Here is a 23,809-nt window from a genome sequence, read left to right as displayed (position 1 = left end):
ACAGCCGCAACATATCGTTACGACTATTTCTTTTATTTTTTATTTTATTCTATTCACTTTACAAATTTGCCTGCTGCTCTATTGTCGAGAAAAAATTGTTCGATCCAAATATATTTTGCTTTGGAATAATATGTTCCACCGCAAACACTGTTACTTCTCCTCTTTGTACCTCTCCAATAATGAGCCCAAATATTTCATGATTTAGCGCAAACGTTGGTTGCTTTGTTTGTAGTAATCTTGCTGCATTATGAAATACCGCTTCATATAGTGGATTCCTATCAGTAATTTCTTTTCGGATCTTTGGTGCTAACGTAATAATAATTTCTTTTCCGTCAATAGTGGTTCGATACATGAAAATCTCCCCTTCAATCTTATGTGAACAACTGTAAAGCTTTGTATGCAAAATGGATAGAATATCCTACTAAAATAATACCGGCTCCGGCTGTTATATAGCCAAGTGCTTTTTGCTTTAATAAAGTTCTACCAAAATGGACAGAAAAAGCAATATTTAAATTCCATAAAATAATGCCAACGATAATACAAAGACTGTACAAAAAGGCTTCTTGTTTCGTTACCTTCGTAAGCAATGAGCTAAGTGTACTTCCGTATATACCAAACCAAAAAACAAGATTTAATGGATTGGATATCGCAATTAAAAAACCTGCCATAAACGATTGTTTAAGTCCACCTACCTCTTCCTTTTTATATTCCATACTCGAGTGGGAAATTCCTTGTTTTACACTTTGAAATCCTAAATAAAATAATAAGAAAAACCCTGTGCAATACATAAAAGCTTGTACATATGTATACATAAACACAGAAGATAAACCGAAATAAATGAGAAGCATAAACAAAATATCTGCAGTCATTCCACCAATTCCAACAACCCATGCATGCCAAAAACCTCGTTCAATTCCTCGTTTTAACATTTCAATATTAATCGGACCTACTGGCGCAGCTAATGAAATACCTAATACAATTTGTTGTATAATCGCTCCAAACATCGCTCTATCCTTTCTACTTCCTTTACTATTAAGTAATGATGTAATGATTAAAAATAGACTAGCTTTCATCAAAATATTTACTACTAAAATACCCTTTTTTATCCAAAATATGCAAAAGAGCCATCTGGATGATGGCTCTTACTTTTCTAACTTATGAAGAAAAGGACATTTTCCTTTTATCGGCTCTACATCGTCCCCTATGAAGTATTGTTTCCATTCACGATGATCTGGATCACCATAATGACTAATGTTAGGATGTTTCGGTAGCTGATCCCACTTTTCAACTCGATCTCGGACCGTTTGTCTTGAATATGCTCCTTTAGGGCGATCCCCTTCTAATCCATCAAAGATGGTGCGCGGTTGAAATCCAATAACGAGAGAATTTCCTAAATGCCTAGTTTTTCGTTGTTTATAAGCTGGCGCATTTCCAAATGCGAATATCGGTTCACCACCAAATGAAAATTCCCATAAGTAATGGTCTGGGTCTTCTGGAATTTGCTTCGGCCATGTTTGATCATCGTTTTCATGTAAATATTGTAGTACTTTCCAAAAGTAATCACGATAATATTCTAGTGATTGTTCCTCACATTCCGGTTCCACAAAAAGAAAGAATCCTCTTCTTACAATTGGGCGCTCTTTCATTAACTCTAAAAAAGATAACATTGTATGTGGCAAATGACTCCAATCATTATGAGAGAGAAATGAATAACGAAGTTCATTCTTTTTCAAAGCTGTTAAGCCGAAATAACACGGGAAAGTTGGTTCTAGCACGACACTCGAAAAATTTTGAAATTCTTTTGTAACCCAATTTGGTATGTCAGTTCTCGTTCTCATTCCTTCATTATCTAATAAATAAGACTCATTCATTCTTTCTTTCACCTCATTATGTATAAGCATTCAATTAAGAATATTACATACTCGGCCTGTCCTATACCTATTTAAAAATTCGGCTGGAAAATTATTTAAAAATACAAAAAAATAAAATCGCTTACTTGACTAATTTCTACCAATTCGTGTATATTTAAATTAATCATTTAGCAGAATATTCAAGATTATAGCATTTTTAGTTTATATTATCTTTCAAATGAATTTTACTAAATGAAAAAAGCAAATGTTTTTAGGAGGAATTGTAGCATGCAAGGAAAAGTAAAATGGTTTAACAATGAAAAAGGTTTTGGATTTATCGAAATGGAAGGCGCTGACGATGTATTCGTACATTTCTCTGCTATTCAAGGTGACGGCTACAAAGCTTTAGAAGAAGGTCAAGAAGTATCTTTCGATATCACTGAAGGAAACCGCGGACCTCAAGCTGCTAACGTAGTAAAACTTTAATCCAACATATAACAGGAGGTTACCTTACTTGGTAACCTCCTTTGTTATTCCTTTGTATATTTCCGTTTTACAGAGCAAAAACTATGTGAAATGCGCAATATACAAAGGAGGAAGTAATAATGGGATCAGAAGTAAATGATTTTGAAGAAGTGAAATTCCGTGTAGAAACAGCACAAAAAATGGTAGGGTCAGCGACAATTTCAATGGATCCAGATACATTAGAGCATGCGACTACTGCTGTAGAAGCCGCTCGCTCTCAGCTTGAAATTATGAAATCTGTTGCGACAGATTTAGATGAGCCATTTTTAATGAATGAGGAAAAGAAATTAAGTAAATGCGAGCATCAATTAAATGAAGCAAGACACTAAAAAACATCCAGAGAATTTTCTCTGGATGTTTTTTCATGATAACTGTTCTCCATACTTTTTCAATGTTTCTCCAACTGTACATTGCCTAATACAAAATGAATGGGCATAATATTTACTATTCGTTTTCCGATTATGTTCTCGCAAAAAACATCCTTCACAATACGTTTCTAATAAGTCATTTACCTCTGTAATGAGTTGCTTTTTATCCACCTTTGCACCTCTCTATTCGGTTATTTCTTTATGACTATCAATGACTGTTCCTTCTAATGCTTGCGTAGCTAATTGATGCGCTTCTTTATTTTGTTTTCTAGATATCGGCTCACATACAAGTTTTAATTTCATTTGCTTCGCTTTTTGTTCAATTTGATCTAAGTAATGATTTAAATGCTCATCATAACAAGGCCATTCTCCAGCCAATTGCTGCAGTACAACTTGAGAATCGCCGCGAAGTGTAACTGCTTCATACTTAATACCGAATTCCTCGAGTATATTCATGCCATGTAGTAATGATGCATATTCCGCTTCATTATTATCATATATACCTTCTATATATGCATTACGGCGAATTCGGTATTTTGTATTTCCTTTTTTATAGTATACACATATACCTACTCCAGCTTCTTTCGTCTGTACATCATAACCGCCATCAAAATAAACGAGTATTTCTTGGGGCTCTTCCTCCACTTGTTTACTCAGCTTTTTCATTTCCTTTAATGACCATTCTGCATCCATTTCATCATAAAATGATAGTTCTTTCACTCTTCCTGTTTTCACGAAATCCTCTGCAAATTGCAATACATCTTCTATGTTCATATAATCTGTCGTTAATTCCGTCTGCAATCCGCTCTTTGTTTTATACAACCAATGAATTTTATATTTCATACTAGATTCCCCTTATATAAGACTTCTTATATGTAGTCAGCTAATGAAAGCCTCACTTTATTTTATTATATTGTATCAAGAGTCACAGCATTATATTCAATATGATTACATACAAAAAGAGCTATCCCTATAGGAATAGCTCTTTCATCTATTGCATAAATCTTTCAAATTGTACTCGTTTATTAATCCAGTACATTACAGGCATGCCAATTGCCATGACAACAAATTCACCGATTGCACATGTTAACCAAGTCAACATAAATGGTAAATCAAATGCAAGATGAAGCTCAATTGCAATCATAAACATTGTAATTGTAAAAATAACTGTATTAAAAATCATACGAGCCCAAACACCTTTAATAAATCGCATAGAAATAATCGTTGCAACTAATGCAAGAATAGATTGCCCTACTCCAAATACTAAATCGTAAGCGATCATTGGTGAGAAAAAGAGATTTGTTAAAAATACACCTAATACAATTCCGTAAATTGCTTTCTTATTAAATACAACAAGATGATTAAACATCTCTGAAATACGAAACTGTACATTCGTAAAGCCAAATGGCTGAATAAGCATAGAAACAGCAATATATAATGCCGCTAAAATACCATTACCGACTAATGTTCTAATATTCATGACAAAATCTCCTTAGTTTTTTTACGTGGGATGGTTTCGAACCACGTTATTCGTTTTTTAAGCAACAAGATTATATTCTACGCAATACACACTCTTTCGTCAATAGATTCCTATCATTAACTACCTTTTTTCTTTTGGACAACGTATAATAAAACATATGAAATATTTAGGAGGTTTCACTTCATGACAGCAACAATTCAAAATGAAAAAGTGATCGTTTCCATCTCTGACAAGGGTGCAGAATTACAAAGCGTTCGCTTAAAAGAAGATAACACTGAATACTTATGGCAAGGTGATTCTACTTATTGGGGACGCCGTGCACCAATTTTGTTCCCAATCGTCGGCCGATTAGTAGATAATACATACTACGTAGATGGTAAACCTTATTCTTTAACACAACACGGCTTCGCTCGTGATCTTACATTCTCTGTAAAAGAACAAAGTGAAACGAAAATCACTTATATCGTTACTAGTAATGAAGAAACATTAAAAAAATACCCATACGAATTTGAATTACTCGTGTCTTATGAACTAGACGGACAAATCGTTCATGTAACATATGAAGTGAATAATCCTACTTCAAAAGAAATGTTCTTCTCAATCGGGGCACATCCTGGATTCAACTTCCCGTTATTAGAAGGTGAATCATTTACAGATTATCATTTATCATTTAATGGTTCTGAACACTTAGAAACAAGCGTATTAGAAGGACCTTACCTTTCAAGTAAAAAGCAATTAATCGCTGAAAATACGAATGAATTACCACTTACATACGATTTATTCAAAAATGATGCGCTTATTTTTGAAAATATGAATACGGATGAAATCTCTATTCGTTCTCATAAACATAATAAATTTGTAAAAGTAGAATTTGATGGCTTCCCATTTGTTGGCGTATGGACACCAGGCGAGAACGCACCTTTCTTATGTATTGAACCTTGGTACGGGATTGCTGATGAAGTAAATCCAGCAAAAGATTTCAAGGAAAAAAAAGGAATTCAATCTTTACAAGCGAATGAAACATTTACATGTCGTTATAGTATAACAATCGGCTAAGTTACTCTATCCCCTACTTCAAAGAAATATATAAGTAGGGGATCATCTTATAATATGGAGGTTTCTCATTTTGATTGAAGTATATATTGATGGTGCATCAAAAGGAAATCCTGGTCCTTCTGGTGCAGGTGTGTTTATTAAAGGGGTGCAACCAGCTGTACAATTATCATTGCCCCTTGGGACAATGTCCAATCATGAAGCAGAATACCACGCTTTACTTGCGGCATTAAAATATTGCACGGAGCATAATTATAACATTGTCTCTTTTCGTACAGATTCACAACTTGTCGAGCGAGCTGTTGAAAAAGAATACGCAAAAAATAAAATGTTTGCACCACTATTAGAGGAAGCATTACAGTACATAAAAAGTTTCGATCTCTTTTTTATTAAGTGGATTCCAAGTAGTCAAAATAAAGTTGCTGATGAATTAGCTAGAAAAGCTATCTTACAAAATTAACGGGGGTATGAGTGTGAAAAAAGATTGGGTTGCTCCTCTTGCGTTATTATTTGTCTCTTTTATTTGGGGAGCTACGTTTGTTGTCGTTCAAAATGCTATGTCTTTCGTTGGTCCATTTACTTTTAATGGTATTCGCTTTTTATTCGCTGGAATTATTTTATTATTCGTTCAAATGGTTTTCTCAAAAAAAGCTTCAAAACAAGATATAAAACAGAGTAGTCTCGCTGGATTAATCGTTGGATTCTTTTTATGCGTTGGCTATGTATTACAAACATTTGGCTTACTTTATACAACTTCTTCAAAAGCTGGTTTCTTAACAGGACTTAGTATCGTTATGGTACCCATTTTGTCTTTTATCTTTTTAAAACAAAAAGCTAACATTTTCATCGTACTTGGCATTGCTGTAGCAACAGCAGGTTTATACTTACTAACGGCCGGTGATTCTTTTCAATTGAACATTGGAGATATACTCGTTCTCGGTTGCGCAGTTGCTTTCGCTGCCCATATTCTTGTTAACGGCTTCTTCTCTAAGAAAATATCACCTTTATTGTTAAGCACGTCGCAAGTATTAGCTGTCGGTATGTTTTCTTCTATTTGCGCCTTTTTGTTTGAAGATTGGGAAAAATTATTTTCAGTAGCACTATGGACGAATTCTTCCTTTTTATTCGCTCTATTTCTAACTTCCCTATTTGCGACATCCATTGCTTTTTTTATTCAAACATCAGCACAAAAACATACGTCTCCAACGAGAGTAGCAATCATTTTCGCAATGGAGCCCGTTTTTGCTGCCTTAACAGGCGTTCTCGTTGCAAACGAACAACTTTCTGTTTCTGCTATTATCGGATGTCTATGTATTTTCCTAGGCATGGTTTTTGTTGAATTACCTTCCAAAGCAAAAAAAGAAGCGCAGGCTGCATGAAGTTACGCTTGTAACTTCCGCATAAAAGCCTTAGCGCTTTTTTTATCTGTAATTTCTTCTTCTTTCAATCGTTCTAATAACGCAACAAAATAACTTCCATCAAACTGTAATTGATGTTTAATTGTCGCTTCTATTGCTGCGTTCACAATTCCATCAGATGCACCAGTATATCCTTGTCCGAACATAATAAATCCTTGTGCTTCCTCTGATAATTTAAATCCTTTCGTATGTAAGAATGAAAGATAATCTTCTACTGTTTGCATGTTATTCCCACCTACTCAAAAATTCTCCATCTCCTATCATACATGTTTTTACACGCTATGAGAATGAAATTTCTTTGACAACTTTGTAAATCTATCGCCTACTGCATAGACAATAGAGGATTTCCTTGCAATATGAATGAATATGTATAGTGGAACTTATTTCATATTAAAGGGGAGACACGATGAAACAAGCACTATTAATTATCGATGCGCAGCAAGAATTAATGGATGGAAATGAACAAGAAAAAGAAGTTTTTCGTAAAATCGAGTTATTATCTACACTAAATACAGCCGTACAGAAAGCGATAGATGCAAATGCCCTTATTGTTTTCGTAAGAGATATCGATGTTGCTTCTGGTAGCGGAGAAGGATTTGAAGTACATAATGAAATTAAAGTACCTCAGTCTGCAATCCTTATTAATAAAGCAGCAACAAACTCATTCTATGGCACTTCTTTACTTGAATTTTTAAAAGAAGAAAAAATTAATCATATCGTTATCGGTGGATGTAAAACGGAACATTGCATTGACACCGCCGTTAGAACAGCGACTGTACAAGGATTTGACGTTACATTAATTAAAAACGGTCATTCAACAACTGATTCTAATGTGTTGTCTGCAGAGCAAATTATTGGTCATCATAATAAAACTCTACATGGACATTATAACGTTGATCATTTTTCTATGGTGAGAGATATTGAGGAAGACCTCTTTCAACCTATTCATGATCAATATCGTGATTAATAAAAAAGAATCCTTCGTTCAGAAGGATTCTTTTTTATCCAAAAATTTGTGCTGCAATGCTATATAACTCATTATTCCTTTTTAATAATTGATTACTATTTTTCATCATTATTGGTGGTGTATTCACCTTTTGAAAACCAGCAATCTCTAACTCTTTCAGAAAATCGTCCTTTCCTTTTGGTACATCCATTCTTAATCTCCCATCATGCCCTCTTGCTAAAGCATGTACTATTCTCATTGCCATTGCATCATTTTTAGCAACGATCGGTCCTATTATTTTATTTTCTAGCGTTTGTATACTTATACCGTATCCTACTACATTTTCTTTTGTATCCTTTACAACGACACACTGATCACTTTGCATAATTCTTTGTTTTAAAAACTCGTTTCGACTTGTTCCAAATGCGCCTTCATCTATTTTTATTATTTCTTCTAAATCCCCCTCTTTATAATTCATCACATATTCTTCATTTCCTTGACAGTTAGAATTCGTATTGTACGAGTTACATATGTATTTAGAAATATAGCTCACTGCCCTAAATCCTAACTTTTCGTATAAAGGCTTCCCCTCATCTGTAGCAATCAGCATAATTGAAGTTCGAGCTGATACGCTATTCATGCAAGAACTCGTTATCGCCTTTCCAATCCCTCTTTCCTTATAATCCGGATGGACAATTACCATTCCTATTGACGCTAACGCCTCTCCGTATAATATAATTGCAGCGCTTGCAATCAGTTCTTTTCTCTCATTCCATACGCCATATACAATACCTGAATTAAAAATCGTTTCAACTTCTTCTCTGTTATAATCCCAACCAATATAAGAAGATAATGCAACAATATCATTTATATTATCTTTTCTAAGACGCTCCACTCTTAGTTTCAATCCAATCATTCTCCAACCCCTTATTTAGACATTTAAATCATTATTACTAAATCAACTCGTACATGTTTCCCTTTATTTGTCACACACATATCCTATTTTGACCAAGACTATATTGTAAATGAGGTGACAACATGCCCATTACGAATCGATTTTCTACCACCACAAACGGCGCACTCGCTATTACAGGAAATACTTTAGGCTTAAGTAAAATTAGCAATCAAAACCGTGCTGGTACAATCGGGGCAATTGGTGCATTCGCAACTACGAATACCGCTTTACAAGTACCTACTTTTCCTGCTGGGACAACGTTAAACTATACACAAAATAGTTCTACCGCTCTTTTAAATATCCCTGCTGGTAGTACGATTCTTTACGCAGAACTCATTTGGGGTGGCAACTATTTGTCTCGTGATCAAAACATTACGAGTGTATTAGGGAACCCTGTTTCTTTTACAACACCTGTTTCAACATACTCAATTACGCCTTCAGCTGTTACAGCTTCCAATCAAACATTCGTTTCCGGATCCATCACATTTGGATTCTATACACGTTCTGCAGATGTAACATCCCTCGTTCAAGCGGGAGGATCTGGCTCTTATACAACCGGCTCTGTCCCTGGACTTGTGGACCCTATAGATGCTTCTAACGGAACAATTAATTCGGCTGGATGGACACTTATCGTTGCTTATCAAAACGGAACATTACCTGCAAGAAACTTGACGATTTATGTAGCAGGTAACCGTGTTTCCGCAGAAACTGGTAGTGCCGATGTATCTGTCTCAGGATTTTTAACACCTTCAGGGGGACCTGTAAGCGGGAGATTATTTTTAAGTTCTACTGAAGGGGATGCTGATTTAACTGGGGATCAAGCATTATTCGGACCAAATTTCAGTTCATTAAATGCATTATCTGGGCCAAATAATGCTGTAAATAATTTCTTCGGTTCTCAAGTGAATAATGCTGCCGGAAATTTAGATACAACTGGGACATTTGGAACACGAAATCAAAGTGCTTCTACAAGCACAAACATCTCTGCTGGGAGACAGGGCTGGGACATTACTTCTATTGATATTTCTCCTTATTTAACAAATTCTCAAGTGTCCGCCGCAATCCGTTTAACAACTAACGGAGACGCATATATGCTAAATACAGTCGGTTTACAAATTAATATAAACTCACCTAACATACAAGCAACGAAAAGCGTGAATAAAAGTGTTGCAGCAATTGGAGATATTCTCACTTATACAGTTACTATCCCTAACACCGGGCTTCTTCCCGCCAATAATGCTATTTTTATAGATAGTCTCCCTAACGGTACTTCTTTTATACCTGGTACTGTAACAGTAGATAACGTACCACAAACAAATGCAAATCCTACCGCCGGTATAACTCTTGGAACAATTAATAATAGTGCTTCTCGTACAGTAACTTTCCAAGCAACTGTCGTTTCTCTTCCAAGCCAAAATCCTATCTCTAACACTGCTAATATTACATTTCAATATACACCGATCGCCGGAGGAACAACTTTTAATGGTCTTGCCACAAGCAACTCTGCAGGAACACAAATTAACCTCGCAGATATTAATGGCACAAAATCAGTTAACAAAATATTTACCGATATTGGCGAAACGTTAACTTACAGTATTGCCTTAGCTAATATAGGAAATATTGCAGCAACGAACGTTATATATACGGATCCGATTCCTAGCGGGACTACTTTCATTCCAGGGAGTGTAACTGTTAACGGCGTCACTCAAGCTGGAGCGAATCCCGCTAATGGTATATCCATTGGAACCATTGCTGCTAATTCTACGACTACTGTTTCATTTCAAGTATTCGTTCCTTCTATCCCCCAAACAAATCCAATATTAAATAGTGGCACAACAACATATCAATACATTCCTGTGCCAAATCAACCGGCAGTAAGTGGGACTGATACGACGAATATTGTCTCTACTCAAGTGAACAATGCTACTGTATCTATGGCAAAAGCAGTAGATAAAAATTTCGCAGATATCGGTGATACACTAACGTACACCGTTTCCTTTACAAGTACAGGTAATACGAATGCGAACAACGTTATTTTTACAGATATCATTCCTACCGGAACAACTTTTGTCCTTAACAGTTTAACAATAGATGGCACGACACAAGTGGGCGCAAATCCCGCTACTGGTGTGAACATTGGATCGATCCCAACTGGCACAACAAAAAATGTTTCATTTCAAGTAGTTGTAAATACAATACCCGCGCTAAATGTCGTATCTAATGGATCAAGCGCTTCTTATCAGTACACTGTAAATCCAAGCCAATCACCCGTTACAAAAAATATTTCTTCTAATCTCGTTTCCACTCAAATTAACAATGCGAATGTAACATTAACAAAATCAACAAACAAACAATTTGCCACAATTGGCGAAACGATAAGTTATACAATCCTTATTACAAACAGCGGAAATACAGCTGCAACTAACGTGCAACTAACAGATCCACTACCAAATGGAACGATACTAACACCAGGTTCTGTAACACTCAATGGCGTTTTACAAAATGTAGACTCTCTCGTTGCTTTACCTATCGGCACAATTCCTGGCGGAGCTACTTTTACACTTTCTTTCCAAGTAACAGTCATCAATATTACCGCCCAAAATCCTATCATTAATAATGCTTTCGCCTCTTATCTATATACTGTAAATCCAAGTCTGCCACCAACTTCAAAAACAGCAAATTCTAATTCTGTTACATCAACAATTAGACTAGCAAATCTTCATGCCAATAAATCTGTAAGTCAAACGTTTGCGGAAGTTGGGGATATATTAACTTATACCTTTGCTCTTATAAACGATGGAAATGTTGCAGCAAACAATGTATTACTATCCGATTCAATTGCGAACGGTACTTCCTTTGTACCGAACAGTGTTACAGTTAACGGTGGTACTCAGCCGGGCGCAACACCAGCTAGCATCAATATTGGTAGCATCAATGCTAATACTACAATTACAGCTTCATTTCAAGTAGTAATAACTAGCATTCCAAACCCAAACCCTATTTCGAATAGTGCCTCCATTTCTTATAACTTTATCGTTGATCCAAACGCTTCGCCTGTAAGTAAGAACACTACTTCAACTACTACATTTACGCAAGTAAACGATGCAAATGTCATTTCAGCCAAAACAGTGGATAATGGGTTCGCTACTGTAGGGGATGTATTAACTTATACCGTCGTGTTAACGAATTCAGGAAGTGTTTCTGCTGATAGTCCTACTTTCGTAGATCCGAATCCAGACGGTACTACCTTTATCCAAAACACTTTCCTTATTAATGGTGTACTCCAAAATAACGCCGATCCAAATGTCGGTGTTCCGTTACCTTCCATTCCTGCTAACAGCTCACTTACCGTCTCTTATCAAGTAACTGTCACCTCTTTACCAACACAAAACCCAACATTAAATTCATCTAGTACACAGTATAGTTTTATTTTAAATCCGGGTGATCCACCAACTATAGAAACATCTTTAAGTAATACTGTAAGTACACAAATTAATTTAGCAAATGTTGTTATTGTCAAACAGGTAGATTTAACTATTGCTGATGTTGGGCAACCAATCACATATACCATTGCTCTAGCTAACCCTGGAAATACTCCAGCGAATAATGTAGTTGTTACTGATATACTACCTCCTGGTACGACTCTCATACCAAATAGTATTTTTATAGGCGGTACTTTACAACTAGGTGCAGATCCAAGTGTCGGTCTTCAAGTTGGCACAATTCCAGCAGGCGGAATTACAACTATTGTCTTCCAAATTAGTACGAATGGGATACCTTCACCAAATCCAGTGCAAAACAGTGTTGCACTTCAATATAGCTTTATCGCAGATCCAAATTTACCTGCTGTTGTGAGAAATGCTACTAGTAATATAGTAACGACACAAATTAACACCGCTAATATTGTTGCTACGAAACTAACAAGTACAAATTTCGCTGATGTTAGCGATGTTATAACTTATGCAACAATTTTAACGAATAACGGCAATATCCCTGCCTCTAATGTAACGTTTACAGATATTATTCCAGTTGGTACCATCTTCCTTCCTAATACTGTAACGATTAACGGTGTCCCTATAGCCAATGCAAATCCTGCTAATGGCATTTTAATTGGTACGATAGGGGCGAATTCATCACGTACTGTTTCATTCCAAGTTTCTGTACCAACTATTCCTAGTCCAAATCCGATTACGAATCAATCGAGCACTACATTCCAATACACGTATGATCCATCCAAACCAGTTGTGATGCAGATGGTTGCTTCTAACACTGTACAGACAACTATTAATAACGCTACGATTATCTCTGCAAAATCTGTAGATAAACAGTTTGCGAACGTAAATGATATTATTACGTACACGACTACTTTAACGAATAGCGGGAATACACTTGCATCAAATGTAGTATTTACAGATGTAATTCCAAACGGGACATCATTTATTCCTAATAGTGTAACAGTAAACGGGAGTACACTCCCTAATACAAATCCAGCAAGTGGAATTGCAATTGATCCAATAAACCCTAATACAAGTGTAACAATCTCATTTCAAGTAATCGTAAATTCCATTCCTAGTCCAAATCCAATCCCGAACCAAAGCAATACAACGTACCAATATGTCGTAAATCCTAACTTACCTCCAGCATCCGCCAATACGTTAAGTAACGTAATAACAACTCAAATTAATAATGCTACTATTATCGCTACGAAGTCAGTGAATACACCGACAGCTGCAATTGGAGATATCGTTACTTATACGATTGCAGTTACGAACACAGGAAATATTCCTGCTAGTGCTACAGTTTTAACAGATGGACTTGGACCAGGTGCATCCTTCATACCGAATTCCGTTACGATAAATAACGTTTCCCAACCTGGATTAGATCCTTCATTAGGTATTCATTTAGAAGATATTTCACCAGGAGGCACTACTTTCATTACATTCCAAGTGAAAATCCTCGCTATTCCACCTAGTGGCATATTAACAAATAATGCTCTTGTAAATTACGAATACACCGTGAATCCAAACCAATCACCCGCTGTTGATAGTACAATTACGAATACGACGGTTACTCCAATTATTGATGCTACTTTAGTTTTAAATAAAAATGCGAGTACAAATTTCGCTACAATTGGAGATACAATTACATTCACCTCAGTTGTTACAAATACAGGAAATACTACTGCTAACAATATTGTATTTACAGATTCCATTCCAAATGGTACTACCTTTGTCCCAAATAGTTTTAAAATAAACAGCGTAACCGTTCCGAATACAAATCCACAAAACGGTATCAATATCGGTAACTTGAATTCAAATGTTTCGGTTACACTCAGTTTTCAAGTAAACATTACAACGATTCCAAACCCTAATCCAATCCCTAATAAATCATCACTTCAATATAGTTTTATTGTAGATATAAATGAACCGCCTGTTTCACGAACAGTTAAATCCAATAAAACCTTTACACAAGTAAATACTGCTTCCGTTATCGCAACAAAAACTGCGAGCAGTGCATTTGCTACCGTTGGAGATACCATTACGTATACAACTACTCTCACTAATAGCGGCAATACTACCGCTAACACACCTGTTTTTATCGATATATTACCACCTGAACTTTCATTCGTGCCTGATAGCGTACAAATTAACACTCTCCCACAACTTGGATTTAGACCAGATAGCGGAATTTCTTTAGACTCAATTCCAGTTGGAGGAACGACAACAATTAGCTTTCAAGCTATCGTTGGCTCAATACCAGCTACAAATCCAACATTGAACCAATCTAGCACAACATACTCTATAATTGTTGACCCTACCCAGCCACCGGTGACAGAAACAGCTACAAGTAATCCAACTTTAGTCCAAATTAACGAAGCAATCATTCGAGCAACGAAAAGTGTGGACCGTATCTTTTCTGACGTCGCACCTGGAAATTCATTTTTAACGTATACTGTTTTATTAGAAAATATAGGGAATACAACTGCTACTAATATCATTTTTACAGATCCGATTCCAAATAATACAGTATTTATAGAGGATAGCGTTCGAGTAGGCGGAGTTTTATTACCTGGGGTAAATCCAGCGAATGGGATACCAATTGGGGATATTATTGCAGGAGATTTTATAAACGTCACCTTCCGTGTGCAAGTAGTTAGCATTCCAAATCCAATTTTCACAATTGGACCTGGGGGGCCAAACTCACCGGTTGTAAACGGAGCTTCCATTGATTATCAATTTATGACAGGACCTAATTTACCACTCGTTTCAAGAAATACGACATCCAATTCTGTTTCGACACAAATAAATTCCGGGGAAATTGTGGCAGTTAAATCTGCAGATAAAACTTTCGCAACAATCGGGGATACAATTTCTTATACAATTACATTAAGTAACCCTGGAAATGTCACTTCACAAAATATAATTTTCACGGATATTTTACCTGAAGGAACAACATTTATATCGGGGACTGTTACAAACGATTCTGGTACACAGCAAATCGGAAATCCTGGGAACGGAATACAGATTGGAAATATAAACCCTAGCGGAATGGCCTTTATTACTATTAACGCACTTGTTACAAACATTCCGAGCATAAATCCAATTTCAAATTTTAGTTCTGTACAGTATTCACATGTGGTCGATCCTAGCCAACCTGCCGTAACACAAACGAATATATCTAATACTGTTTCGACAACTATTAATAGTGCTATATTAACTACTACAAAAAGTGCTGATAAATCCATTATTTCTGTCGGAGATACGATTACGTATACAACTACTATTACAAATACAGGAAATACTGCAGCAACGAATATTACTTTCACAAGCGCTATTCCAGCCAACACTACATTTATACCAAATTCGGTCACAATCAATGGTATGCAGCAACTTGGTGCACGGCCAGCACTTGGAGTCAATATACCCAATATCGCTCCTGGCGAAACAGTAACCGTTACTTTCCAAGTAAATGTTATTTCTGTTCCCCCTTCAAGTTCAATTATGGATAACGATACAATTTTATACTCTTATACTGTTGATCCAAGCGCAGCTCCTGTTACCACTTCTACTTCAACAAACCTCGTTACAAACCCTGTACTAGATGCTATGATAACGATGATTAAATCAGTTGATCAAACACTTGTAACACTAGGTGATACTATTACCTATACGACACTTTTAACGAATAGTGGGAATACAAATGCTACGAATATTACGTTCACTGACCCTATTCCAGACGGTACAACGTTCGTTTCGGATAGTGTCACAATCAATGGCAGTACACACATTGGACTCGATCCTAATACAGGTATAACAATCGGATCAATTGCTCCTAACAACTCAATATCTATAGCATTTCAAGTTACCGCCACTTCGACTCCTGTTCAAAATCCTATTGCCAATTCTGCTACTGCTTCTTACACATTTATCGCTGATCCAAATGCACCGATTGTTTCAAGAAATGTTACTTCAAACTCAGTGTTCACTACAATTAATACAGCTACCATTCTTTCATCTAAACAAGTTGATAAAATATTTAGCCACATCGGCGATACACTCACTTATACTGTCTCTTTAACAAACAATGGAAATTCATCTGCACAAAATGTTATATTCACAGATACCGTGCCGAGCGGAACAGCATTTATTGCAAACACATTTTCTATTAACGGAATTCCTCAAAGTGGTGCAAATCCTGTGAACGGTGTAAATATCGGATCTATAACAGCTGGGTCTACAGTAAATGTTTCTTTCCAAGTAAACGTAACATCATTACCAACCGAAAACCCAGTTGTAAATTTCTCATCAACATCGTATCAATTAGTCTCACCGCCTGATTCAGAAACTTCAATTAGCAATCCTGTTTCAACACAAATTAAAGAAGCAATACTATCCATGACAAAAAATGAAAGTGTCTCTTTTGCAGATGTCGGGCAAACTGCTTTTTATACTACTTCTATTTCAAATATAGGAAATACAGATGCAGCCAACATTGTATTCACAGATGTATTACCAAGTGGAATCATTTTTGTTCCTAACACATTAACGGTCGATGGTATTTTACAACCTGACGCGAATCCGAATACAGGTGTATTACTTGTAGCACTTCCACCAAATGAAATATATAGTATCGTCTTTCAAGTTACAGTGAACAGCATTCCACCTATTAATCCAGCACCGAATACTGCTTCAACGACATATGAGTTTACTGTTGATCCTATTAATCCTCCAGTATCAAGTTCAGCTACTTCCAACACTACGCTTCTTCAAATAAACAACGCTACTATTATAAGTACAAAAACAGCAGATCTTACCTTTGCGGATGTTGGTAATACAATAACATTTACACTTAACCTCCCTAATACCGGGAATGTGACCGCAACTGATGTTACCGTTATCGATATACTTGATAGCAATTTAAGTTTCGTTCCAAATAGTTTCACAGTTAATGGGCAAACTATTCCAAATGCTAATTTATCTACTGGTGTAAATATCGGTTCCATTAATGGTGGTAATACGGCAATCGTCACATTCCAAGCAACTGTTACTACACTTCCTACGCTTAATCCTATTTCTAATTCTGCTTCTATCACATATCATTATGTCATTGATCCTAGCCAGCCATCTATTACAACTTCTAATCAATCTAATACAACAACCACACAAATTAATAGCGCTATCCTTACTGCACAAAAAAATTCAAATGTGTCAACAGTAGATATTGGGCAAGATATTATCTACACCGTTACAATTACAAATAGCGGCAATGTTAGTGCAACAAATGTTATTTTTACCGACCTTATTCCAGATGGAACTTCATTTGAACCGAATAGTTTTACATTTAACGGAACTAGCATCCCAAATGCAGATATCATTACAGGCGTCCCAATTGGTGATATCGCGCCAAACCAATCTGTCATTGTGGCATTTAATATTATCGCAGATGAAATCCCGCCTATAAATCCAATTACCAATCAAGCTAGCGTTAACTTTCAACATATCGTTAATCCAGCTAATCCACCAGTTTCAAAAAACATTACTTCTACTACTGTTTCAACAAAAATCGAAAGTGCAATTTTAAACACGATTAAAATCGGAGATAAAGCTTTTGCAACGATTGGTGATACGATTACGTATACAACTACGATTACGAATACAGGAAATATTCCAGCTAACAACGTTGTTTTCTCAGACCCTTTACCATCATGGACACAATTTGTGACAGGATCAGTTGTTGTTGACGGTACTTCATTACCATCCGCTTCTATCATTGACGGTGTTGGCATAAATACAATCAATCCAAATCAAACTGTAACAATCATATTCCAAGTTCAAATTGTAAGCAATCCAACAACATTCACTCCTGAACTTCAAAACTTAGGATTTGTGAACTTCCAATATAACGTAGGCAATGCATTACAGGCTCAGCCTGGCAACGTGGAAACGAATGTCTTCGTTACTTCTATTAATTCAGCAATACTTTCAGCTGTAAAAACTGCTAGTACAGCCTTCGCAAATATTGGAGACACGATCACTTATACCGTTTTAATTCAAAATAGCGGCAATACAAACGCTACGAATGTAAAGTTCTCAGACCTCATTCCAGCAGGAACGACCTTTGTTGAAAATAGTTTTGCTGTAAATGGAAATACCATTCCAGGTGCAAATCCAAATAACGGAGTTAATATCGGAACCGTTAGCGCGGGTAATTCCTTAACTGTTACTTTCCAAGTCATAGTTACATCTACTCCACCTTCAAACCCAATTACAAATGTTGCATCTATTCAGTTCGCATTCATTGTTGATCCGGCAGCTCCTCCTGTTACAGGCACAATAACTTCTAATAGTGCTTCCACACAAATTAATAACGCTACTGTTACAACTGTTTTAGAAGCAAATCGAACAATCGTATCTATTGAAGATATAATTACGTACACTGCAACATTAACAAACACTGGAAACTTCCCTGCAAATTCTGTATTACTCATTAACGGTGTTCCTGAAGGTGCATTATTTGTTCCAAATAGTGTCACGCTTAACGGGATCTCACTTCCAGATGCAAGTCCAACTCTCGGTATTCCAGTTGGTATTATCGCACCAGGTGATTCTGCTACGATTACGTTCCAATTTCTTGCAAGCTCTATTCCACCGCAAGGAGCAATTATAAATCAAGCACTTACAAGTTACACGTATATTGTAGATCCAAGTCAACCTCCAGTTACAGCAACATCTTCATCTAATACAGTTACTACAGCTGTCGTTGATGCATCGCTATCTGTAATTAAAAATACAGATTCCCTCGTACAATCTACTGACGGTACAATCACTTACACTGTAGTCGTTCAAAACAACGGGAATACAACTGCAAATACAGTTACTTTAACAGATTTGGTCCCAGAAGGAACTGCATTTATTCCGAATAGCGTGACCATTAATAGCGTCTCAATTCCAGGTGCCGATCCAAACGTAGGAATACCATTAAACTCCATCGCGCCGTCAGAAATCGTCACCGTCACATTCCAAGTTATCGTTCAATCCATTCCAAGTGTGAATCCAATTTCTAATATAGCCCGTATTGACTATACTTTTATCGCCGATCCAACTGCTCCTATCATCTCTCGAACGATTACGTCTAATCCAGCTTTCACACAAATTTCGGATGCGAATGTTCTTTCTTTAAAAGCTGTCAATGCACAACAAGCAACAACCGGTGACATTTTGACCTATACGATAACGCTAGAAAATACCGGAAATATTCCAGCTACTAATCTCATATTTTCAGATACTATTCCAGAAGGGACTACATTCGTAGAAAATAGTTTTACACTTAACGGAACCGCTATACTTGGTGCCAATCCAAACGTAGGTGTTACTTTGCCTAACCTAGCAGCAAACGCTACTCACCTTATTTCGTTCCAAATTCTTATTAACGATCCATTCTCGCAACAATCGATTACAAATCAATCTAATACAACATATACAATTCAACCAGATCCAAGCCAGCCGCCTGTTACTGAAACATCTACAAGTAATATTGTCATTACAAATTTCGTGCAAGCACAATTGATAATTACAAAAACGTCCAATCCAATAACTGTAGATATTGGTGGAACTATACTTTATATTTCCGAAGTGAAAAATATCGGCAATGTTGACGCAATAAATATTATTTTTACAGATTCTATTCCAGCTGGGACTACATTCGTCCCCGATAGTGTCACAATTAACGGTGTTCTGCAGCCAGATGTAAATCCTGAAAACGGAATACCAATTGGAACGATTCCACCAAACAGTTCCAAAACGATACTATTTCAAGTACAAACAAATAATCCACCTACTGAAACCGAAATTGTAAATCAATCTTCAGCAACTTACCAATATGTAAGTATTCCTACAGCTCCACCAGTGAATCGCTCTGCAAATTCTAATATCGTTACAACATCACTTCAAAATGCAAATATTATTTCTGTTAAACAGGCGGATGTTACTTTCATAGCCATTGGGCAAAATATTACCTACACAAATACACTACAAAATATAGGAACTGTTCCAGCTAACAATACGGTGTTCATTGACAACATTCCAGAAGGTACTATATTCATTGAAGATAGCTTATCAATAAATAATGTGATTCAGCCTGGTGCAAATCCTCAAAATGGAGTAACTCTCAGCACGATACAACCAAATGAAACAGTCACTATTTCATTTCAAATACAACTTACAAATATACCAGAGGGCAACACAGTCATTAACATTTCAGACACTTCGTATGAATACCAAATTGACCCTAGTTCTCCGATTATTCAGCGTAGATCATTATCAAATGCAGTAAATACTGAAGTGCGGACGGCAAATGTTAGTGCAATTAAATCCGCTAACAGATCTATTACACGTATCGGTCAAATCATCACGTATACAGTCGCAGTTACAAACGCTGGTACAGTACCTATTACAAATACTCTCCTAATTGATGCAATTGCTGCTGGTACAATATTCGTTCCAAATAGCATCCTTGTAGATGGCGTACCAAGACCTAATGAAAATCCAGTTACCGGTATCAATCTTGGTATTATCCTTCCAAATAATACGATTATCGTTACGTTCCAAGTAAATGTAGTCTCTATACCTGCACAAAATACTATTAATAATATCGCTGTTATACACTATGAATATAAACCGGAACAAAGCACACCACCAATTTCAGAAACGACCTCTTCCAATACTACAAATATACAATTTATTGATGTGATTCTTATCGCTACAAAATCCACTAATAAAGTATTAGCTAATATTGATGACACCATTGAATATACAGTATTCATTCAAAATAACGGATCTACTACAACTAACTCCATCTTTTTTACAGATACTATAGAAGATGGAACAGTATTTATTCCGGGAAGTGTAACAGTTAACAACACTGTACTTCCTGCAGCAGATCCGAATATCGGCTTTTCTATTCCTAATATCGCATCAGGTCAATCGACAACAATAACATTCCAAGCTTCCGTTACGAATTTACCTGCTGTAAACCCAACACCTAATACTGCAAACATCGTCTACGATTTTATTTTCAACCCTGACTTTGCACCAATTCAAAAATCTACTACTTCCAATACTACTTTCGTCCAAATTAATGACGCTGATATCGTTTCACTGAAAACTGTTGATTTAACTTCTGTAACGATTGGTGACATTTTAACTTATACAACAACTTTAACGAATATAGGAAATGCAGATGCTACTGCTGTTGTATTTACAGACAATATCCCTGATGGAACAACATTTATAGACGGTAGCGTTTTAGTAAATAATATTCCTCAGCTTAACGCGAATCCAAGTGCAGGTATACTTGTAGGAACGATTGCTCCTAACGTTACGATCCCAGTCACATTTTCCGTTACGGTGGTAGCTCTTCCAGCTAGCGGTCGTATTCAAAATCAAGCAACTTCTCGTTATACGATGAACGGAGAAGAACAAATATCGACTAGTAACATTACCTTCACTGAAGTTATTTCTGCTAATGTAATTGCAACAAAAATAACACCTATCCAATACGCTGACCTACAAACGATTATCCCTTACACAATTTCCATCACGAACAATGGGAATATACAAGTTGATAACATTATCGTTACAGATATCATCCCAGCAAATACGAGCTTTATAGAGAATAGTGTTATCGTGAATGGCACCGCTCGTCCAAATGACAATCCAGTTAGCGGGATACAAATTGATAACATTCCGCCTAATACGACAGCAACTGTTCTATTCCAAGTACGTGTTACTTCGATTCCGCAAACAAATCCAATCTCTAACACGAGTACAATTGAATACCAATACACGTTACCAGATCGACCACCTATTACAGAAACTATTATTTCATCAGCTGCTTTAACAGAAATTAATCATGCGAATTTGAATAGTAATAAAGCTGTTGACCGTGCATTTGCAACAGTCGGTGACACGTTAACGTATACGATTACACTCAATCAAACTGGTAATGTTGCAGCAAATGATGTAATCATTCAAGATATTATTCCTCAAGGTACTACGTTTATAGAAAATAGCGTTATTGTAAACGGAGAAACTCTTCCGGGAGTTAATCCAGTAAGTGGCATACCAATTGGCACTATAATTGTTAGTGGAGATGCTATTACTTCATTCCAAGTTTCTGTGACTTCTATCCCAACACCAAATGAACTCAACAACAATGCAATTACTACCTTTAACTATATAGTCAACCCAAATAACGCACCTGTTACAAATACGACGACAACAAATACAGTCACAACAACCGTTCAAAATGATAATGTCATTGCCATAAAAGCAGTTGATTTCACGAGTGCCTTACCTGGTCAAACTTTAACGTACACCATTACTATTACTAATAGTGGTAATATCACTATTGAAGATATTCTTCTAGTAGACACGGCACCAGTAGATACGACATTCGTTATTGGTAGTGTTACGATTAATGGAATCAATCAGCCTAATGCGAATCCTGAAAATGGTATTACGTTAGGAAACTTTGCTCCAAATGAATCTGTTATTATTACATTCCAAGTTACAATATCTTCCTCTACTCTTCAATCTACAATCAATAACGATGCTACTATTTCCTATACGCCTATTGTCGGCCCAACCGAACCACCTATTACGATTACAAAGCAAATAAATACCGTTACAAAGCAAACAAATACTGTTACAACAACAGTAGTTGATCCGATGGTTAGTATTGAAAAAACAGCCGATAAATCTATCATAGCGACAGGAGATATCATAACTTTCACATTAGAAGTGATAAATCATTCACCAATTCCTACAATTAGTACTTCCGTCCTAGATCTAATTCCAGCTGGTACAACATTTATGGAAAATAGCGTAACAATTAACGGGACTCCGGTTCCAAATATCCGGCCAGACACCGGTATTAATATCGGAGCTTTATCTGCAAGTTCAGTAGCAACGATAACATTTAAAGTTCTCGTTACTTCTATCCCTTCAAACAGTACAATTATTAATTCCGCTTCCGTCACGGCCGCCTTCCAATTGACACCACAGGACCCAATTATTACTTTTATTGTTCATTCAAATATCGTTCGTATACCAGTTCAATTTATAACTGCAACAGTAGTAAAAAACGCTTCCGTCAGCTCAGCTTATTTAAACCAATATTTTGATTATACGGTGCGTATTACGAATACTTCTGATATTTCACTTTCAAATGTTTCGTTACAAGATACCATTCCAGCAGGTTTACAATTTATGAACGGAACGGTCTTTATTAATGAGGAACGCTCTCCACTAGCGAATCCAAATATCGGTTTCCTAGTCGCTACTAATTTGGAACCAAATGAAACAATTATCGTGTTATTCACAGTACAAGTGATAAGTCCACCTGTTAATAATGAATTTAAAAATACGGCGAATATTTCGTTACAACTTCAAGTATCGCCTACCGAACCACCAATTACAGTAACCGTTACAAGCAACGAAAATATTGTCACTTTTATTCCAAAAAATCCTGATGAAACACTTCCAAATTTCAATTGTTTCTTTGACGGCGAACGTTTTATACGCATTACCCCTCGAAATATACGAAATTACTTTTGGACTTGGATTTGGTGGCGTTAATTTAAACAAAAAGAGATTGTAGTTTGGTTGAAACCAAATTACAATCTCTTTTTTATTTTCTTTATCGTACTACCTAA

Annotated in this window: 15 protein-coding genes and 1 riboswitch; of the genes, 7 read left to right on the top strand and 8 right to left on the bottom strand. The window is 36.3% G+C overall.

Annotated features, from left to right (window positions below; genetic code table 11):
- Positions 1-58: 58 nt before the first annotated feature.
- The 3 genes from J0835_RS08175 to J0835_RS08165 all read right to left on the bottom strand — a co-directional run bounded on the left by J0835_RS08175 (position 59) and on the right by J0835_RS08165 (position 1,871).
- Positions 59-352: a hypothetical protein gene (locus J0835_RS08175; protein ID WP_000286360.1), complete on the bottom strand. Its 294-nt coding sequence runs from the start codon at positions 350-352 to the stop codon at positions 59-61.
- A 19-nt stretch (positions 353-371) separates the two neighbouring features.
- Entirely contained in the window at positions 372-1,004 is a 633-nt protein-coding gene (locus J0835_RS08170; RefSeq protein ID WP_087980802.1) for a LysE family transporter, read from the bottom strand.
- A 138-nt stretch (positions 1,005-1,142) separates the two neighbouring features.
- Positions 1,143-1,871, bottom strand: coding sequence for a YqcI/YcgG family protein (locus J0835_RS08165; protein WP_001005945.1), 729 nt, complete (start codon positions 1,869-1,871; stop codon positions 1,143-1,145).
- A 267-nt stretch (positions 1,872-2,138) separates the two neighbouring features.
- On the opposite strand from J0835_RS08165, the gene cspB reads away from it, so the two are divergent.
- Together cspB and J0835_RS08155 are read left to right on the top strand one after the other, a co-directional pair.
- Entirely contained in the window at positions 2,139-2,336 is a 198-nt protein-coding gene (cspB, locus tag J0835_RS08160) for a cold shock-like protein CspB (protein ID WP_001161731.1), read from the top strand.
- 119 nt (positions 2,337-2,455) lie between these two features.
- Entirely contained in the window at positions 2,456-2,704 is a 249-nt protein-coding gene (locus J0835_RS08155) for a DUF2564 family protein (RefSeq protein ID WP_000534395.1), read from the top strand.
- 33 nt (positions 2,705-2,737) lie between these two features.
- On the opposite strand, the gene J0835_RS08150 is transcribed toward J0835_RS08155, so the two are convergent.
- The 3 genes from J0835_RS08150 to J0835_RS08140 form a co-directional block, all read right to left on the bottom strand.
- Complete coding sequence (locus tag J0835_RS08150; RefSeq protein WP_000358801.1) at positions 2,738-2,914, bottom strand: zinc-finger domain-containing protein; 177 nt, start codon at positions 2,912-2,914, stop codon at positions 2,738-2,740.
- Positions 2,915-2,926: 12 nt separating this feature from the next.
- A complete protein-coding gene (locus J0835_RS08145) occupies positions 2,927-3,586 on the bottom strand; it encodes a ribonuclease H family protein (RefSeq protein WP_087980035.1) in 660 nt (219 codons plus the stop codon).
- 148 nt (positions 3,587-3,734) lie between these two features.
- Complete coding sequence (locus J0835_RS08140; protein WP_001026468.1) at positions 3,735-4,223, bottom strand: QueT transporter family protein; 489 nt, start codon at positions 4,221-4,223, stop codon at positions 3,735-3,737.
- 6 nt (positions 4,224-4,229) lie between these two features.
- Positions 4,230-4,274: riboswitch (PreQ1 riboswitch) on the bottom strand.
- A 132-nt stretch (positions 4,275-4,406) separates the two neighbouring features.
- Between J0835_RS08140 and J0835_RS08135 the strand changes: the two genes are divergently transcribed.
- The 3 genes from J0835_RS08135 (at position 4,407) to J0835_RS08125 (ending at position 6,655) form a co-directional block, all read left to right on the top strand.
- Positions 4,407-5,279, top strand: a complete 873-nt coding sequence (locus J0835_RS08135; RefSeq protein ID WP_087980034.1) for an aldose 1-epimerase family protein — start codon at positions 4,407-4,409, stop codon at positions 5,277-5,279.
- A gap of 70 nt (positions 5,280-5,349) precedes the next feature.
- Positions 5,350-5,736 (top strand): reverse transcriptase-like protein, encoded by a 387-nt coding sequence (locus J0835_RS08130; protein WP_000573873.1) that lies wholly within the window; start codon positions 5,350-5,352, stop codon positions 5,734-5,736.
- Positions 5,737-5,749: 13 nt separating this feature from the next.
- Positions 5,750-6,655, top strand: a complete 906-nt coding sequence (locus tag J0835_RS08125; protein WP_140386721.1) for a DMT family transporter — start codon at positions 5,750-5,752, stop codon at positions 6,653-6,655.
- Between the two features lie 2 nt (positions 6,656-6,657).
- Here the strand turns inward: J0835_RS08125 and J0835_RS08120 are convergent, their stop codons facing one another.
- Positions 6,658-6,918: a DUF6123 family protein gene (locus J0835_RS08120; protein ID WP_001195212.1), complete on the bottom strand. Its 261-nt coding sequence runs from the start codon at positions 6,916-6,918 to the stop codon at positions 6,658-6,660.
- A gap of 182 nt (positions 6,919-7,100) precedes the next feature.
- Between J0835_RS08120 and J0835_RS08115 the strand changes: the two genes are divergently transcribed.
- Positions 7,101-7,661: a cysteine hydrolase family protein gene (locus tag J0835_RS08115; RefSeq protein ID WP_087980032.1), complete on the top strand. Its 561-nt coding sequence runs from the start codon at positions 7,101-7,103 to the stop codon at positions 7,659-7,661.
- Positions 7,662-7,695: 34 nt separating this feature from the next.
- Here the strand turns inward: J0835_RS08115 and J0835_RS08110 are convergent, their stop codons facing one another.
- A complete protein-coding gene (locus J0835_RS08110) occupies positions 7,696-8,556 on the bottom strand; it encodes a GNAT family N-acetyltransferase (protein WP_087980031.1) in 861 nt (286 codons plus the stop codon).
- Positions 8,557-8,678: 122 nt separating this feature from the next.
- Here J0835_RS08110 and J0835_RS08105 point away from each other — a divergent pair, with 122 nt between their 5' ends.
- Positions 8,679-23,732 (top strand): DUF11 domain-containing protein, encoded by a 15,054-nt coding sequence (locus tag J0835_RS08105; protein WP_087980030.1) that lies wholly within the window; start codon positions 8,679-8,681, stop codon positions 23,730-23,732.
- Positions 23,733-23,809 lie beyond the last annotated feature (77 nt).

Origin of the sequence: Bacillus cereus group sp. Sample62 (assembly GCF_036851315.1) — a bacterium.
GTDB lineage: Bacteria > Bacillota > Bacilli > Bacillales > Bacillaceae_G > Bacillus_A > Bacillus_A wiedmannii.
This window is presented reverse-complemented; position numbering and strand designations above follow the sequence as displayed.

Coding starts and splice junctions, on each gene's coding strand:
- J0835_RS08155 (WP_000534395.1), top strand. CDS start 2,456: ATGGGATCAGAAGTAAATGATTTTGAAGAAGTGAAATTCCGTGTAGAA.
- J0835_RS08135 (WP_087980034.1), top strand. CDS start 4,407: ATGACAGCAACAATTCAAAATGAAAAAGTGATCGTTTCCATCTCTGAC.
- J0835_RS08170 (WP_087980802.1), bottom strand. CDS start 1,004: ATGTTTGGAGCGATTATACAACAAATTGTATTAGGTATTTCATTAGCT.
- J0835_RS08120 (WP_001195212.1), bottom strand. CDS start 6,918: ATGCAAACAGTAGAAGATTATCTTTCATTCTTACATACGAAAGGATTT.
- J0835_RS08175 (WP_000286360.1), bottom strand. CDS start 352: ATGTATCGAACCACTATTGACGGAAAAGAAATTATTATTACGTTAGCA.
- J0835_RS08105 (WP_087980030.1), top strand. CDS start 8,679: ATGCCCATTACGAATCGATTTTCTACCACCACAAACGGCGCACTCGCT.
- J0835_RS08140 (WP_001026468.1), bottom strand. CDS start 4,223: ATGAATATTAGAACATTAGTCGGTAATGGTATTTTAGCGGCATTATAT.
- J0835_RS08110 (WP_087980031.1), bottom strand. CDS start 8,556: ATGATTGGATTGAAACTAAGAGTGGAGCGTCTTAGAAAAGATAATATA.
- J0835_RS08115 (WP_087980032.1), top strand. CDS start 7,101: ATGAAACAAGCACTATTAATTATCGATGCGCAGCAAGAATTAATGGAT.
- cspB (WP_001161731.1), top strand. CDS start 2,139: ATGCAAGGAAAAGTAAAATGGTTTAACAATGAAAAAGGTTTTGGATTT.
- J0835_RS08145 (WP_087980035.1), bottom strand. CDS start 3,586: ATGAAATATAAAATTCATTGGTTGTATAAAACAAAGAGCGGATTGCAG.
- J0835_RS08165 (WP_001005945.1), bottom strand. CDS start 1,871: ATGAATGAGTCTTATTTATTAGATAATGAAGGAATGAGAACGAGAACT.